The sequence below is a fragment of the Streptomyces cyaneofuscatus genome (assembly GCF_033109485.1).
GTDB lineage: Bacteria > Actinomycetota > Actinomycetes > Streptomycetales > Streptomycetaceae > Streptomyces > Streptomyces cyaneofuscatus.
The window spans coordinates 4,974,060-4,988,814 of record NZ_CP137002.1 but is presented as its reverse complement, the minus strand read 5'-3'; the positions used below and the strand labels follow the sequence as shown (position 1 = coordinate 4,988,814).

The following is a 14,755-nucleotide window of genomic DNA, read 5'->3' as shown; positions in this document are numbered from 1 at the left end:
GGTCACCCTACGGTGAACTCCGTTTACTCAGAGGCCCGTTGAGGCGCCTGCTGGATGGATTGAGAGAGGCGGGGCCTCAGCCGTCCGTCGCGATGGCGTTGAGGACGTTCATCCGGCCCGCCCGGAAGGCCGGGACGAGTGCGGCGAACAGTCCGACCAGCGCCGAGCAGGCGAACACCGTGAGGATCGTCGGCCACGGGATCTCCAGGACCTCCAGACCCTCCAGCGCCAGCAGCTTCTGCGCCGCCGTTCCCCAGCCCATCCCCAGGCCCAGTCCGAGCAGCGCGCCGAAGAGCGCGATGACCACGGACTCCAGGCGGATCATGCGGCGGAGCTGGCGGCGGGAGAGGCCGATGGCCCGCATCAGGCCGATCTCCCGGGTCCGTTCGACCACGGAGAGGGCGAGGGTGTTCACCACACCGAGCACCGCGACGATGATCGCGAGGGCGAGCAGGCCGTAGACGATGTTCAGCAGCTGGCCGATCTGGTTCTTCAGGTCCTCCTTGAAGTCGGCCTGGTTCTGCACCTTGTAGACCGGGTACTCGGCGAGCGCGCTCTTGAGGGCCGCGTACGCCTCCTTCTCCTTGCCCTCCTCGGCCCTGCCGAACATCGCCACGTTCTGCGGCATCCGGTCGGCGGAGATGAAGGAGGTCGCCGTGGTGATGTTCGTGTACATCGCGCCGCGGTCGATGTTGGTGTCGTCGGAGGTGATGGCGGCGACCTTCAGCTTCGCGCTCTCCCCCGTCTTGAGCGCGATGGTGAGGGTGTCGCCGACCTTGACCCCGTGCTTCTCGGCGTAGTCCTCGCCGACCGACATGGCGTTCTTCCCGTACGCCTTCGCCAGGTCGCCGGAGAGGGCGGTGCGGCGGACGTCCTGCTGGTACGTCGGGTCGGTGGCGGTGATGCCCTCGTCGACCGTCTTGCCGTTCGGCGCGGTGATCTTCGCCTTGATGTACGTGTAGTCCGTCAGGTGCTCCAGGCCGGGCACGGCGTGCAGGGCCTCGGCGGCCTGGGGCACGATCGGGCGGCCCGCACCGCTGTCCTGGACGATGAAGTCCGCGCCGACCGACTTGTCGAGCTCCTCGGTGGCCGAGGCCACCATGGAGGACCCGACGACGGAGAGGCAGGCGACCAGGGCGAGCCCGATCATCAGGGCCGCGCCGGTCGCTCCCGTACGCCGGGGGTTGCGCAGCGCGTTGCGCTCGGCCAGCCGGCCGACCGGGCCGAAGAGCCGCAGGACGACCACGCTGAGGGCCCGGACGACGACACCGGCCAGCAGCGGGCCGATCACGATGAAGCCGATCAGGGTCAGCAGCACACCGACGGCGAGAAGGCCCGAGCCCTCGGTGGCCTTGTCGGCCTGCGTCGTCGCCCAGAGGGCGGCGCCGCCGGCCCCGGTGAGGACCAGGCCGATCCCGGCCCTGACCCAGCCGGACCTGCCGTCGGCCGGGGTCCCGGCGTCGCGGAGGGCGGCCATCGGGGAGACCTTGCCGGCCCGGCGGGCCGGGATGTACGCGGCGAGGACGGTGACGACGACACCGAGCACGAGGCCGATCACGGGCGTCGTCCAGGCGACGGTGAGGTCCCTGGTGGACAGCTCCATGCCCACGGCGCTCATCAGCTTCATCAGCCCGACGGCGAGTCCGATACCGGCGGCGACACCGAGGACGGAGCCGACGATGCCGAGGAGGACGGCCTCCAGCAGCACGGACCGGTTGACCTGCTTGCGGCTGGAGCCGATGGCCCGCATCAGGCCGATCTCGCGGGTGCGCTGGGCGACCAGCATCGAGAAGGTGTTGACGATGAGGAAGATGCCGACGAGGAAGGCGATCCCGGCGAAGCCGAGCATCGCGTACTTCATGACGTCCAGGAAGGCGCCCATGGAGTCCTTGTTGGCGTCGGCGGCCTCCTGCTGCGTCTGCAGCGTGTACGCGGCGGAGCCGTCGAGAGCGGCGGCCACGTTCTTCTTGAGCTGGGTGTCGCTGACGCCGCTCTCGGCGGTCACCAGGACCTGGGTGAAGACGTCGGGGGCGCCCAGCAGGTGCTTCTGGGCGGTGGCGGTGTCGAGGTAGACGATGGCCGCGCCCGGGTTGGTGACGGTGAAGGACGCGATGCCGCTGATCTTCGCCTTGAGGTCACCGGTGGCGGCTATGGTGCGCAGCTCGTCGCCGATCTTGAGCTTGTGCTTCTTCGCGGTGTCGCCGTCGACCATCACCTCGGTGGGGCCGCGGGGTGCGTGTCCGGAGGTGATCTCCATCGAACGCAGGTCGTTGTCGGTCCAGTTGCTCGCGATGGTGGGGGCGCCGGTCTCGGAGCCCATGTTCTTGTTCTTGCTGTCGACGACGGTGACCGCCATGGAGAAGGCGGAACCCTCCGCCTTCTTCACACCCTCGGCCTTCTCGACCTGCTGGACGAGCGAGGCGGGCAGGGAGGCGGGCTTGCCGTTGTCGGGCTGCTCGTCGTTCTCCTCGGCGCCCTTCGGGCTGACCGTGACGTCCGGGGAGGACACGGTGAAGAGCTTGTCGAAGGTGGTGTTCATCGTGTCGGTGAACACGAGGGTGCCGCAGACGAACGCCACGGAGAGCAGCACCGCCACCGCGGAGAGGGCCATCCGGCCCTTGTGCGCAAAGAAGTTGCGCATCGAGGTCTTCCAGACAGTCATGACGTCCGCCCACGTGCGTCGAAGTGCTTCATGCGGTCGAGGACCTGGTCCGCGGTCGGGTTGTACATCTCGTCGACGATGGAGCCGTCGGCGAGGTAGAGCACCCGGTCCGCGTAGGAGGCGGCGACGGGGTCGTGGGTGACCATGACGATGGTCTGGCCCAGCTCGTCGACCGACTTGCGGAGGAAGGAGAGCACTTCGGCCCCGGCCCGGGAGTCCAGGTTCCCCGTCGGCTCGTCACCGAAGATGATCTCCGGCTGGGCGGCGAGCGCACGGGCGACCGCGACGCGCTGCTGCTGACCGCCGGAGAGCTGGGTGGGGCGGTGCTTGAGCCGCTCGGCGAGCCCGACGGTCTCCACGACCTGGCGCAGCCAGGCGGCGTCGGGCTTGCGACCCGCGATGTCCATCGGCAGCGTGACGTTCTCCAGCGCGTTGAGCGTGGGGAGCAGGTTGAACGCCTGGAAGATGAAGCCGATCCGGTCGCGCCGGAGCTGGGTGAGCTTCTTGTCCTTGAGCTTGGTGATCTCGGTCTCGTCGAGGAAGATCTCGCCGGACGTCACCGTGTCGAGCCCGGCCAGGCAGTGCATCAGCGTCGACTTGCCGGAGCCGGACGGGCCCATGATCGCCGTGAACTGCCCGCGGGCGATGTCCACGTCGACATGGTCGAGCGCGACGACGCGGGTCTCCCCGCTGCCGTAGGCCTTGACGACCTGCCGCGCTCGCGCCGCGACGGCCGTACGCCCTCCAGTGCCCCCGTGCCTGGGAATGGTTACAGCCGTTGTCACGGTATGTCTCCTATGTCGGTTATGACTGGACGGTCGATTGACGACTGGACGTCGTCGGTCGTCGAGTACGTTCCAAGTCTGGGTTCAGCAAGCTGTCCGGCGCGATGGTGCCCAGCGCAGTCTTGAGGTGGGGTTTTCCCCACCCTCCCCCCTGCTGCCGGCCCCAGGCGCGACGTAAGAACAGGTTAAGGAAACGCCCTCGCTCCCCACGTCCTCCGCCGGGAGGAAGGGGCCCTGGCCACTATGAGGGGGCGCCCCCTAGGGGGAGTCGTCCTCCGGAGGGAGGCGGGGTCAGGGTCCCTCTCGGGCAAGCGGAGGCCGGAAGCGTGGCGTCCACCGATGGACATGATCACCAGCGGCCCGAGCAGCACGTCTGAAAACCGCCGCTCCCGCAGCCACGACCTCACCCCGAACGCCCCCACGCCGCCGCCCGGGATGAGACAGTGCCCCGGGAGATACGTGCATAGGGAAGGAAAACCGGTGGGCGGCACGGAAGCCAGGGACGGTACGGGCGGTACGGCGGCCAGTAACAGCACGGGCGGCACTGAGGCCGGTAACGACGCGGGCGGTACTGAGGCCGGTCACGACGCGGGCGGCACGGACGGCAGACGCGGTACGCACGGAACGGCCGGGCCGCCCCCCGCCGCAGCCGACGCCCTCACCACCCCCCGGGGCCGCCGCCCCGTCGTCGCGGCCCTCATGCTCGGCATGGCGCTGGCCGCCATCGACGGCACCATCGTCTCCACCGCCGTACCCCAGATCGTCGGCGACCTCGGCGGCTTCACCGTCTTCTCCTGGCTCTTCTCCGGCTATCTGCTCGCCGTCACCGTCACGCTCCCGGTGTACGGGAAGCTCTCCGACACCTTCGGCCGCAAGCCGGTCCTGATCGCCGGGATCATCCTCTTCCTCGTCGGCTCCCTGCTCTGCGCCGCCGCCTGGAACATGGGCGCGCTCATCGCCTTCCGCGTCATCCAGGGCCTCGGCGGCGGCGCCCTCCAGGGCACCGTCCAGACCATCGCCGCCGACCTCTACCCCTTGAAGGAACGCCCGCGTATCCAGGCCAAGTTGTCCACCGTCTGGGCCACCTCGGCGGTCGCCGGACCGGTCGTCGGCGGGCTGTTCGCCGGGTACGCCGACTGGCGGTGGATCTTCCTCATCAACCTGCCGGTCGGCGCGATCGCCCTGTGGCTGGTCGTCCGCCACCTCCATGAGCCCGCACGCCCCCGGCCGAAGACCCGTCCCCGTATCGACTGGGCGGGCGCGGTCGCCGTCTTCGCGACCGGCACCCTGCTGCTCACCGCCCTCGTCCAGGGCGGGGTGGCCTGGCCCTGGCTCTCGGCGCCCTCGCTCGGCCTGTTCGCGGCGAGCGTGGCGCTGGCCGCCCTGACCGTCGTCATCGAACGACGGGCGGCGGAACCGATCATCCCGGGCTGGGTCTGGCGCCGCCGCACCATCGCCTCGGTCAACCTGGCGCTGGGCGCGATGGGGCTGCTGATGGTCGCGCCGACCGTCTTCCTCCCGACGTACGCGCAGTCGGTCCTCGGCCTGGGCCCGATCGCCGCCGGGTTCGTGCTCTCGGTGATGACCCTGAGCTGGCCGGTCTCGGCGGCGCTCTCCGACCGGGTCTACAACCGCATCGGCTTCCGGCTCACCGCCATCATCGGCATGAGCGCCGCCCTGCTGATCCTGCTGGCCTTCCCGCTGCTCCCCTACCCCGGTGAGCCCTGGCAGCCCGCCCTGATCATGCTGCTGCTCGGCGCGGCCCTCGGCCTCTTCCAACTGCCCCTGATCGTGGGCGTGCAGTCGACGGTGGGGTGGGCGGAGCGCGGTACGACGACGGCGTCCGTCCTCTTCTGCCGCCAGGTCGGCCAGAGCATCGGCGCGGCCGTCTTCGGGGCCGTGGCGAACAGCGTGCTGGCCGCCCGCCTCCTCGACGCCCCCGCCCCCGGACTCCCCGACGACCTGGACGCGGTCGCCCGCGCCCTGGAGGACCCGGGCGCGCTCTCGGCGGCGACGGACCACCTGCGGCGGGCGGTGGACGCGGCGGTGGACTACGTCTACATCGGCGCGGCCGGAGCCGCCGCGCTGGCCCTGCTCGCCCTCGTCGTCCTCGCCCCGCGCCGCTTCCCGGTCATCACCGAGACGGGCGACTTCCCCGACGCGAAGTAGAAGACGGCCCGGCGACAACGCCTCAGGCGCGGCGGACCCGCCACAGCCATGCCGCCGTACCGGCCGTCAGGACGAGCGCCGCCAGGTTGGCCACGAGGGCCGGACCGGCACCCGACGGTCCACCGTCGGTCAGGTTCCAGACAGCCATGGCGACGCCAGGCAGGGCGAAGGTGAGCAGGACGCCCACGGTCTTCCGAGCGGTGGTCCAGTGCACCGAGGTGCAGAGCAGAACCGCGCCGGTGATGCGGAGCAGGCCGCCGATCAGCGAGCCGCCCTCGTCGGGGAGGACCATCCCGACGGGCTGCGCGAGGACGAGCAGCAGAAGCGGGACCACGGTTCGTTCTGACCTACGATCACCTCAGGGCGATGGCGCTCCCGCCGCTGATGTCGCTCGAACTGATCCGATCCGTGCTGGAGGTCGATTACCGTGGAAACCGCGTCCCGTCCCGATCTGACCGCCGCCGCCTGGCGCAGCAGCAGCTACAGCAACGAGGAGGGCGGCGACTGCGTGCAGGTGGCGGACGGATTCCCCGGCGTCGTCCCGGTCCGTGACAGCAAGAACCCGGGCGGCCCGGCACTCATCCTCCCCGCCACCGCCTGGACCGCCTTCATCGGCGCCGTAACCGCCGCCGAATAGACCTCGCACACCCCCTCCCGACGCGGTGACCGGCCATGATCGTCGCGTTGGTACGCTGACGCACCGCCTGCTGCCCGTGAGGTTCGGGCAGCGGGCCCGCCACCCCCGTACAGCCAAGAGGTGCGCAGTGAACGCAGGTCGCAGCAGGAATCCCAGGAGCCGAAGAACCGGCGCCGTCGCCGCCGTCGCGGGGGCCGTGCTCCTCACCACGGTGACCGCCCCGCCGGCGCAGGCCGCGCCCACCGGGATCGTCGTCTCCAAGGTCGTCGTCAACAACGGCAAACCCATCGTGGTGGGCACCAAGGAGGCGAAGGAGCCGCCGGTCACCTTCGAAGTCTCCCTGCCGCCGGGGCTCTCCACCTCGCAGCCGTCCGCGTACGACGCCAAACCGTTCCTCTACCGGGGCGCCAAGCTGCCGAAGAATCCGGACAACGACAGCCTGCGCATGGGCATATACACCTGCTATCCAATCAACGACTGGCAGGAGCGCTGCGAGGGCACGCTCTTCATCGACCCGCCCTACGACCTCGCGTCGAACAGTTACGCCACCACCTGGAAGATCGGCCTCACCTTGCGCCTCTGGAAGTCCGACGGGCGGCTCAAGGCCGAGGAGTTCAAGAAGGCCCCCGGCTCCGTCCAGCTCAAGCGCTGGGCCAAGGCCACCGTCAACGCCTCCCCCGAGCCGGTGAAGAAGGGCAAGAAGCTCACCGTCACCGGGAAGCTGACCCGCGCCGACTGGACGAAGCACAAGTACACCGCCGTCGCGGGCAGCGCCAGGCTCCAGTTCCGCAAGAAGGGCAGCTCGGCCTACACCACCGTGAAGACGGTGAAGTCGAACTCCGCGGGCGCTCTGAAGACCACCGTCACGGCCTCGACGGACGGCTACTGGCGCTGGACGCACAACGGCTCTTCCATCACGGGCCCCGCCACGTCCACCGCCGACTTCGTCGACGTGCGCTGACGACCCGGTCCCGTAACGCCGTGCCATCCGCCGGACGCGAGCAGACCGGGCCCGCCTGGGGCACCTTCCTGGAGCTGGAACCCCCCGCCGAGGGGCCGCTGCACGCACGGCTGGCCCGGGCGCTGCGCACCGCGGTCACCAGCGGGCGCCTCGCCGCGGGCAGCACCCTCCCCGCCAGCCGGGTGCTCGCGGCGGATCTGCGGTGTTCGCGGTGGGTGGTGACCGAGGCGTACGCCCAACTCGTCGCCGAGGGCTACTTCGAGGCCCGCAGCGGCTCGGCCACCCGCGTACGGGCCCGCACCGGCGGCTCCGTACGCGGTGGCGCGCGGGAGGGCGCGGACCGCTGGACGCCCCGGTACGACCTGCTGCCGGGCGTCCCCGACCTGCGGGCGTTCCCGCGTAAGCGCTGGGCCGACATGGTACGCGCGGCGACCGCCGAGCTGACCTGGGACGAGCTGGGCTACCCCGACGCGGCGGGGCTGCCACGGCTGCGCCGGCAGCTCGCCGCCTACCTCGCGCGCGGGCGCGGCGCCCGGGTCGAGCCCGGGCAACTCGTCCTCTGCGCGGGCACGTTGGACGCGGTGATGCGACTGTGCCGGGGCCTACGGGCCGCCGGGCACACCCACGTGGCGGTCGAGGACCCCGGCTGGACGCAGCTCCGCCTCACCGTGGCCGCCGCCGGGCTGACCCCCGTCGCGATCCCCGTGGACGAGCACGGGCTGCGCGTCGACCTCCTACACCGGGCCACCGCCGTCCGGGCCGTGATCGTGGCACCCGCCCACCAGTTCCCCACCGGCGTCGTCCTCGCCCCCGCCCGCCGCGCCGAACTCGTCGACTGGGCAAAGGAGATGGACGGCCTGGTCATGGAGGACGACTACGACGCCGAGTTCCGCTACGACCGCCATCCCGTGGGGGCCTTGCAGGGGGTCGCGCCGGAACATGTCGCCCTGCTCGGCTCGCTGAGCAAGACCCTCTCCCCCGCCGTGCGGCTGGGCTGGATCGCCGCCCCGGAACGGTGGACCGCCGCCCTCACCGCGAGGGACACCGGAGGCACCCCGCCGCCGGTCATCGACCAGGACGCCTTCACCCGGTTCGTCTCCTCCGGCTCGTACGACCGCCATCTGCGAGCCTCCCGCCTGCGCTACAAGCGCCGCCGCGACCACCTCCTGCGCGAAGTCGAAGCCCGGCTGCCCGGACAGCCCGTCGGCGGGGCGGCCGCCGGATTCCACCTTCTCCTCCCCCTGACGGACTGCCCGGCGGGCGCGGTGGTGGAGGAGGCCGCACGGGCGGACGTACGCCTGGCGAGCCTGGACGACTACCGCGCGGCCCCGGCCGCCACGGACACCCCGACGGCCGCCACCCTCGTCGTCGGCTACGGGAACCTCACCGACCAGGCTGTGCCGGGCGCCGTCCAGCGCCTCGCCCACGCCATCGAACGCGTACGGGCCAAGGAGCACGGCACGTAGACACGTAGGTAGGCACGTAGGCGCGTAGGCGCGCAAGCACGTAGGTCAGGCGGCGGCCGGGCCGAGCGCCGCCGTGTCCAGGCGCTCCTTCAGCTCCCCCGGCAGCTCCAGCTCCACCGCCCCCAGGATCTCCTCCAGCTGCTCCACCGAACTCGCCCCCACGATCGGGATCACCGGCCGGTCACCGGCCATCAGCCAGGCCAGCACCACCTGGTTCACGCTCGCCCCCAGCTCGTCGGCCACCTCACCGAGCACCGCGAGCCGCCGCACGCTGCCCGGGTGGTCGTACGCCTCCGGCAGCGGCTTGTCCGGCCGGGTGTAGGCGCCCGAGATCAGCGACGAGTACGCCATGAGCGTCAGGTCGGCCTCGCCCCGGACGTAATCCAGCAGCTCCTGCGTGACGTGCACATGGGCGGTCTCCGGCAGCCCCAGGTCGAAGCGCGGCTGGAGGTAGGAGTAGCGCTGCTGCACGCACGTGTACGGGGTCATCCCGGCCGCCCGGGCCGTGGCGCGGGCCCGCTCGGTCAGCCAGGTGGCGTGGTTCGAGCAGCCGAGCACATCCGCCTTCCCCGCCCTGACCAGCGCGTCGAACGCCTCGACCGTCTCCTGCAGTGGGACGGTCCGGTCCTCGATATGGGCCCAGTACACGTCGATCCGGTCGGTGCCGAGGCGCCGCAGGCTGTCCTCCGCCGCCTTGCGGACGACGGGCCCCGACAGGCCCTCGGCCGTCTCCAGGCCGGTGCCGGGCACGGTCGGGCGGGCGCCCGTCTTGGTGGAGATCAACACCTGGTCGCGCAGGGCCGGGCCCCGGGCGGCCAGCCACCGGCCGATGGTGGCCTCGCTCTCGTCGCCGGTCCCGCCGGGCGCCCAGAACGCGTAGTTGTTGGCGGTGTCGAGGAGGGTGCCGCCCGCCTCCACGAACCGGTCCAGGATGGCGAAGGACGTCTCCTCGTCGACCGTCGTGCCGAAGGGCAGCGTGCCCAGGGACAGGGCACTGGCCAGGGGACCGGTGGGTCCTCCGATACGGCGTCGCAGCATGCGGAACTCCTCGGGGTGTCCGGTTCTCGCGCCGGGCGTGCGCCCGGCGGAACTGGCACCACCGTAGGCACCGAACGGATCGGTATCCCGGGCCAATCCGGCGGCGATAAACCAGACCGCTCGCCGGTTGGGCGGAGTCCGCAGCGGCCCTCAGTCCTCCCCGGCCCCCGCCGTCACCCGGCCCGTCAGCGCCGCCAGCGAGCTGCGAACGTGCGCCATGTGCGCCTGGACCTCCTCGCGGCCCTCCTCGTGCTCCCGCAGCACGCGCTCGGTCTCGCGGACGATCCGCTCCTCGCGCACCCGGGCCTCCGACAGGATCTCCGCCGCCCGCGCCTCCGCGTCCTCCTGGCCGTGGCGGGCCGCCTCCCGGGTCTCCGCCAGCGCCCGGGACGCCTCCGCGAGCAGCGCCTCCGCCCGGTCCGTCAGCTCCTTGTGGCGCGCCTCCAACTCCCCCTCGGCCGCAGCGATCTCGGCCTCGGCGGCCTGGTGGCGCTCGGCGTGCTCCTGGTCCTGGTGGGACAGCACACTCGCCGTACGGCTCCGGGTCTGCGCCATCGCGGTCTCGGCCGCCCCGCGCACCTCCTCGGCCTCCTTGCGGGCCGCCGCGAGCACGCCTTCCGCCTCCCGGACCGCCTCGGCGACCCGCTCCTCCGCCGCCGCCACAGCAGCGGCCCGCACCGCGTCCGCCGCCTGCCGCGCCTGGTCCCCCAGCGCCCGGCCCTCGGCGTCGGCCGCGTCCGCCAGCTCCTGGCCCGCCGCCTCCGCGTCCGCCCGCAGGGCAGCCGCCTGCTCCTGCGCCAGCGCCAGGATGTGCTGCGCCCGCTCCCCCAGCTCCGCGTAATCCTGCGCGGGCAGCCCCGCCACGGTCTCCGCCAGCCGGGCCGCCTCCGCCGCAAGCTCCTGCGCCAGCCGCTCCAGCCGTACGACCTCGGCGAGCGCCCTGTCCCGCTCGGCGCTCCGCTCCGCCACCGCGCGGTCCACCTGCTCCGGACGGTAACCACGCCCCCGCACGCCGACGACGTCGAACGCGGACACCGGTCCAGCACTCATAGCCTGAAGCCCCTCTCCGACCTACGGACACACGGACGCACACGGATCTCCCCGCGATACGTCAAGGATGCGGCAATTGGGGCCGGAAGTCGGAATCGATCAGGCGCTTTCAGGACGGAAAGCGACCGGCGTCACATGCCCGGTACGCCACGAGGCACCCGATCCGTCCCGGACCGGGTGCCTCGTACGACCGCCACCGACCCCTATCGGCCAGTGGTACGGATCAGAGCAGACCGTCCCACATCTGCTCCAGCAGCACCGACCACCAGCTCTCCGGCGACGCCAGCGCCGCCGGATCCAGCGCCACCAGCTGTGCCTGGAAATCGACGGTCCACCGGCCCGCCTGCTCCGGGGTCAGCCCGAACCGGAGCCGCCACATCCGGCCCAGCAGCGCCATCGACCGCACGAACTCCGGCAGCCCCGTGTTCACGAACTGCGGCGCCACCGGCCGACCGCCCGGACCCGCCTCCACCGGCACGGCCACGATGTTCGCCGTCCCGTACTGGACACAGATCGCGCGCCCGAAGTCCGTACCCATCACCAGGTACGACCCCGCGTCCGGCGCCGCCTGCACCTGCCGCTGCGCCGCCAGCTCGCCCAGCGTCGGCACCACCGGCTGCCCCGGCTGCGCCCAGAAGAACGGCCCGAAATCGGCGGGCAGCCCCGCCCACACGAGGGTCCGCGCCACGATCTCCGGGACACCCTGACGCGACACCGCACGCTGGTCGAACCGCAGGATCCCCTGCGGGCCGAACGCCTGGAGCAGCTCATCGGCCACCGCCTCCGGCGGCAGCACCGGGGCGGGCGGCATCTGCGGCAGCGGAGCCCGCAGCGGAGCCGGCCGCGCCGGGCCGTCCGCCACCTGGTGCAGCTCGCCCTGGTGGGTGAGCAGGTGCTGCATGCCCTGCTGGCGGCTCGCGTGATCGGTGCCGTACGGCGCCACGCTGGTGATCCGCACCTGCGGCCAGGTCTCCCGGATCATCCGGGCGCAGTACCCGCCCGGCAGCTCGCAGGACTCCAGCTCCGTGTGCAGCTCGATCACCTGCTGCGGCGGCACGTTCATCGCCCGCAGCTCGTGCAGCATCTGCCACTCGGGGTGCGGGGTGCCCGGCGCCGAACGCCGGATCAACTGCTGCTCACTGCCGTCCGGCGCCCGGAACCGCAGCACCGCCTGGTAGCCGGGGCCCACGGTCGGCAGACCGGTGGGCTGCTGCGGATAGCCGTACGCCGGGGGCGGCGGCGGGGTGTGCGGACCTCCCGGGCCTCCCTGCTGATGTGCCTGCAGAGCACCGGGCGGAGGTCCGGGAGGACCGGGCGGGCCCGGGACCGGGATCGGGCCCGAGTTCGCGAACATCGTCTCCGCGTGGTGCACCCCGCCGGGGGGCGGCGTGGAGCCGGGCGGAGGTCCGGGGGGCCCGGGAGGGCCGGGCGGGCCGGGCGGGCCGGGCGGCTGCTGGGCGCCGGGGACACCGGGAGGGCCCGGGGGCAGCGGGGCGCCCGGGGCACCGGGAGGGCCCGGCGGGCGGGGTGCGCCCGGGGCGGCCGGGACGCCCGCACCGAGGCTGCTGCCGTCGGCGAGCATCGTCGCCGCGTGGTGGACCCCGCCGCCCGGAGGGGGCGTGGAGCCCGGCGGCGGACCGGGCGTAGCGGGCGGCTGCGGGGCGCCGGGCGGGCCGGGCGGCGGGGTGGCGCCGGGCGGGCCGAGCTGGGAGACGAGCTGCGTCGGGATGTACCCGCCCGCCGGAGCACCGGGCGCACCCGGGCCGGAGGGCGGCGGCGTCGCACCGGCGCGTACGCCGGGGATCCCGGGCGCACCGGGCGGCGGCGGGGTCGTCGGACCCGCGCCACGCGAACCGCGCGGCGGCACCACGGCCTTGCTGGTGGCCGCGTCCGCGATGTCCCCGGCGCCCGAGGAGTCCTGTTCGGCGGGCTTGATGGTGGGGGCCACCTGCGTACGCGGGAGCTGGCTGCCCCCCGACATCAGCGCGGTCGGCGCCTCCGCCGACACCACCGGCGGCGGGGCCTCCTCATCGTCCGTCCCCGACAGCGGCGGCGCGAACACCGTCGCGGGCAGCGGAACGGCCCCGTCGTCGGAGTCGGCGGAGTTGGTGTCCGTACCGGCCCACGGGGTCGCGTCGGCGGGCACACCGTCGTTGGCGGTCGGCTCGTAGGCGCCACCCGCACCGCCCGAGCTGCCGCCTGCGGCAGGCCAGGAGGGTGCGGGGGTGGCGTCGGCAGGCTCATCCGCAGGAGCGGGTACGGGCGTTCCGCCGGCCGTCCGGCCCGACGCGGAAGCAGAGGAGGCAGGGGAAGCAGCAGGAGCAGGGGAAGCAGAGGAGCCAGCAGAAGCAGGGGAAGCTGCCGAAGCCTCCCCGTCCGCCGCCGCAGCCTCGTCCTCCTGCTCCGCCGCCGCCCGGCGCTCCGCACGGTGGTCCGGGATCCCCAGCTTGTCCGCCGCCTCCTGGAGCCACTCCGGAGGCGTCAGCAGGAACGACGTCTGGTTCAGGTCCACCCGCTGGGGCGGCTCCGGCGCGGGAGCCGGCGCACCCACGGGGGTCCCGTACTCCTCCTCGTACCGCCGGATCACCTCACCCACCGGCAGCCCCGGCCACAACGTCGCCTCACCGCTGTCCCGGGCGATCACCAGCCGCTGACGGCCTCCGTCCGAGACAGGGCCCTCCGCGCGGTCCTCGGCCCACACCACGAAACCCAGCTCGAACTCACGGACCCGGACCTCACGGTGCTGGTACGCGGGCACGTCACCGTTGACCCACTCGTCCGCCCGCTCCTGCGCCTGCGCGAAAGTCACCACCGCGCTCACCCCTCCACCGGGACGGCGCGCGCGAAGCCGCCGTCCACCATCAGGTTCGCCACCGTCTCCAGCTCCGGCGGGTTGCCCGCAAGACGCTGGAGGAAGGCGTCGAAGTCCGCACCGCAGGGCAGCAACAGCCGCTCGACGCGCTCCTGCACGCTCCAGCCGTCCTGGTCCCGGGCATCGTCGTACGGGCAGAACCACACCGAACCGACGTCCTGCCCGCGCACCTTCACGGCCAGGATCCCGCCCTGGACGAAGGCGACGCCCAGGTAGTCCTTGGTGAAGTGGTCCCGCAGACACTTGTTCACGTACACCAGGTCGTTGACGGCCGCCTCGTCACGCACCGTGAAGAACGGCTGGTCCACCAGCAGCCCCAACTCGGCGTCCAGCGCGGCCCCCACGGGGGCCGAACCGCCCGCCGCTTTGAGGAAGGAACGGTAGGCGCCCGGCAGCCGGTAACCGAGGTCCTCCTCGACACCCTGGATCTGCTGCTCGCTCACCGCGACCGCGCCCTTGGGCAGCCGGAAATGCGCGGGGCGGGTCTCCTGCAACGGACGCGTACCGCGCCGGTTCTGGTCGACCTCGGTCGTCGCCAGACCGCCGTGATGACGCAGCAGCGCCTTCACCTCGACCGGCACCAGCTCCATCCGCCGGCCGCCCGCCACGTGGTGCCAGGTCCAGCCGTGCGGCGTCGCGACCGCCTCGATCGTGTCCCACAGCTCATGGCCGGAGGCCGCCATCGCCGCGTTCGCCGACACGTAGTCGGTCAGCCGCAGCTCATCGACACCGAACCCCTGCGGGGGGTCGGCGATCTCGGCGGCGGCCCGCGCGTACGGCGAGAAATCCGGATGGCCGCTGTCGCCCACGCGCACACCCCTGGGGTGGCGGGACGCCCGGACCGGGTCCGGGAAGTGCACGACCTGACCGGCATAGGCCGCGTTCGGTGGCGCGGCTTGCTGCCCGAGCCGACCTGTCGTCATGGCGGTTGCCCCCTGCTGCGTCTGGTGGTTCCGCACAGCCTAAGCGGTGGGGCAACAGGGGGTCCCGCCCCGCCGGTTCCGTCACCAACGGTCACATTCGCGTGACGGTGAGGCGACGGTCCGGCACCTTCCGGCGACACGCGCACACGTTTCCCCCACCCAGCTTCCCCACGACGTTGCACATTTGGCAGG

General features: G+C 72.6%; 11 protein-coding genes. 4 read left to right on the top strand and 7 right to left on the bottom strand.

Annotation, left to right across the window (positions count from 1 at the left end; translation table 11 throughout):
• Positions 1–76: 76 nt before the first annotated feature.
• The gene (locus R2B67_RS22050) at positions 77–2,662 is read right to left on the bottom strand and encodes an ABC transporter permease (protein ID WP_317820461.1); all 2,586 of its coding nucleotides are present in this window, start codon (positions 2,660–2,662) and stop codon (positions 77–79) included.
• Positions 2,659–3,447 carry an ABC transporter ATP-binding protein gene (locus R2B67_RS22045; protein WP_317820460.1) on the bottom strand — a complete coding sequence of 263 codons (789 nt, stop codon included), beginning with the start codon at positions 3,445–3,447 and terminating at the stop codon, positions 2,659–2,661. The genes R2B67_RS22050 and R2B67_RS22045 overlap by 4 nt, the downstream gene beginning before the upstream one ends.
• Before the next feature lie 480 nt (positions 3,448–3,927).
• On the opposite strand from R2B67_RS22045, the gene R2B67_RS22040 reads away from it, so the two are divergent.
• Entirely contained in the window at positions 3,928–5,616 is a 1,689-nt protein-coding gene (locus tag R2B67_RS22040; RefSeq protein WP_381075000.1) for an MFS transporter, read from the top strand.
• 22 nt (positions 5,617–5,638) lie between these two features.
• Here R2B67_RS22040 and R2B67_RS22035 read toward each other — a convergent pair whose 3' ends face one another.
• Positions 5,639–5,950, bottom strand: a complete 312-nt coding sequence (locus R2B67_RS22035; RefSeq protein ID WP_317820459.1) for a hypothetical protein — start codon at positions 5,948–5,950, stop codon at positions 5,639–5,641.
• Between the two features lie 93 nt (positions 5,951–6,043).
• On the opposite strand from R2B67_RS22035, the gene R2B67_RS22030 reads away from it, so the two are divergent.
• The 3 genes from R2B67_RS22030 to pdxR all read left to right on the top strand — a co-directional run bounded on the left by R2B67_RS22030 (position 6,044) and on the right by pdxR (position 8,680).
• On the top strand, positions 6,044–6,253 hold the full coding sequence (locus R2B67_RS22030) for a DUF397 domain-containing protein (RefSeq protein ID WP_317820458.1): 210 nt from the start codon (positions 6,044–6,046) through the stop codon (positions 6,251–6,253).
• Between the two features lie 127 nt (positions 6,254–6,380).
• The gene (locus R2B67_RS22025; RefSeq protein WP_317820457.1) at positions 6,381–7,214 is read left to right on the top strand and encodes a hypothetical protein; all 834 of its coding nucleotides are present in this window, start codon (positions 6,381–6,383) and stop codon (positions 7,212–7,214) included.
• Positions 7,215–7,234: 20 nt separating this feature from the next.
• The gene (gene pdxR / locus R2B67_RS22020; RefSeq protein ID WP_317820455.1) at positions 7,235–8,680 is read left to right on the top strand and encodes a MocR-like pyridoxine biosynthesis transcription factor PdxR; all 1,446 of its coding nucleotides are present in this window, start codon (positions 7,235–7,237) and stop codon (positions 8,678–8,680) included.
• A 45-nt stretch (positions 8,681–8,725) separates the two neighbouring features.
• Here the strand turns inward: pdxR and R2B67_RS22015 are convergent, their stop codons facing one another.
• The 4 genes from R2B67_RS22015 to R2B67_RS22000 all read right to left on the bottom strand — a co-directional run bounded on the left by R2B67_RS22015 (position 8,726) and on the right by R2B67_RS22000 (position 14,563).
• Positions 8,726–9,718 carry an aldo/keto reductase gene (locus R2B67_RS22015; protein ID WP_317820453.1) on the bottom strand — a complete coding sequence of 331 codons (993 nt, stop codon included), beginning with the start codon at positions 9,716–9,718 and terminating at the stop codon, positions 8,726–8,728.
• A gap of 150 nt (positions 9,719–9,868) precedes the next feature.
• Positions 9,869–10,768, bottom strand: coding sequence for a coiled-coil domain-containing protein (locus R2B67_RS22010; RefSeq protein WP_317820452.1), 900 nt, complete (start codon positions 10,766–10,768; stop codon positions 9,869–9,871).
• A gap of 223 nt (positions 10,769–10,991) precedes the next feature.
• Positions 10,992–13,580: an SUKH-4 family immunity protein gene (locus R2B67_RS22005; protein WP_381075004.1), complete on the bottom strand. Its 2,589-nt coding sequence runs from the start codon at positions 13,578–13,580 to the stop codon at positions 10,992–10,994.
• A 5-nt stretch (positions 13,581–13,585) separates the two neighbouring features.
• Positions 13,586–14,563 (bottom strand): SMI1/KNR4 family protein, encoded by a 978-nt coding sequence (locus R2B67_RS22000; RefSeq protein WP_109978103.1) that lies wholly within the window; start codon positions 14,561–14,563, stop codon positions 13,586–13,588.
• Positions 14,564–14,755: the final 192 nt, after the last annotated feature.